Origin of the sequence: Eikenella sp. HMSC071B05 (assembly GCF_001811325.1) — a bacterium.
GTDB classification, from domain to species: Bacteria; Pseudomonadota; Gammaproteobacteria; order Burkholderiales; family Neisseriaceae; genus Eikenella; species Eikenella corrodens.
On the sequence record NZ_KV804547.1, the window covers coordinates 69,774 to 70,970 of the forward strand.

Consider the following 1,197-nt stretch of genomic DNA (forward strand, 5'->3'; position numbering starts at 1 on the left):
GTACTGGTTTAAATTTAATTCACTATATTCCCCTTTGCCAACCGGCAGCGGCATTGTTTTGCACCGCGTGCCGCTACATCAAGCAGGCTACCTGAAACCCAACCGGGCATTTTCAGGTAGCCTGCAAGTATTTTTGCGGAGGCCGCTGGCCAAATGTGGTTTTTATGTTACGTTTTGCCGCAGCGGCAGCGCGGGGCTTGCTTGGCGCGTGAGGCCAGGTATCAAGCGGCTTTCAGGGCAACGGGTTGGGTGCTGGTTGAGTAATGTGCCAATTAAAAAGGGCAGCGAATTTGGCTGATTTGGCTGCTAGGGGAAATTATGGGTTTTTCAGCGGGCGATCAGGGTTTATAATCCGCCCAAAATTGAGTTGCGGTGCTGGCGCGCCGCGTGTGCGTAATAACGTATAGCTAAAGTCATTTTTCTTTGCCGTTCAATTGGTTATGGCAGAAAAGATTTTGGCTATATGCTTTTTTGAAAGGAACCAAAATGAGTTCTTTCGATGGTGGTTCTGCTGCGGCGGTGGCCGTGGCACCCGCACCGGCTTCTTCCGGCAGCACCAAAGTGCGTCGTCATTTAAAGTCGCGCCATCTTTCCATGATTGCCATCGGCGGCAGCATCGGCACCGGCCTGTTTATGGCCAGCGGCAGCGCCATCCATATGGCGGGCCCGGGCGGCGCGTTGGTGGCTTATGCTGCCATCGGCCTGATGGTGTATTTCCTGATGACTTCCTTGGGCGAAATGGCCACCCATCTGCCGGTGTCCGGCTCGTTCTCCACTTATGCCGCCAAGTTTGTCGATCCTTCGCTGGGCTATGCCTTGGGCTGGAATTATTGGTTTAACTGGGTGATTACGGTGGCGGCGGATATTTCCATTGCCGCGCTGGTCATCACGTATTGGGAACCGATGCGCTTTATGCCACCCTGGGGCTGGAGCCTGCTGTTTTTTGGGCTGATTGTGTTGTTGAACTTGTTGTCGGTTAAGGCATTTGGCGAGTCGGAATATTGGTTTGCGATGATTAAAGTGATTACGGTCATCGTGTTCCTCGGCGTGGGTGTGCTCACTATTTTCGGCCTGTTGGGCGGCGAATACGTTGGCTTGACCAATTTCACCGTGGGCGAAGCACCGTTTTTGGGCGGTGGTTTCCCAGGTAGCTTCTTAACCATGCTGGGCGTGTTCTTGATTGCCGGTTTCTCTTTC

1 protein-coding gene is annotated in these 1,197 nt (G+C 53.1%); it reads left to right on the forward strand.

Going from position 1 to position 1,197, the window contains the following annotated elements; translation table 11 throughout:
• Positions 1 to 594: 594 nt before the first annotated feature.
• The coding region (locus tag HMPREF2796_RS04285; protein ID WP_141749155.1) for an amino acid permease at positions 595 to 1,197 on the forward strand (603 nt) is incomplete at its 3' end.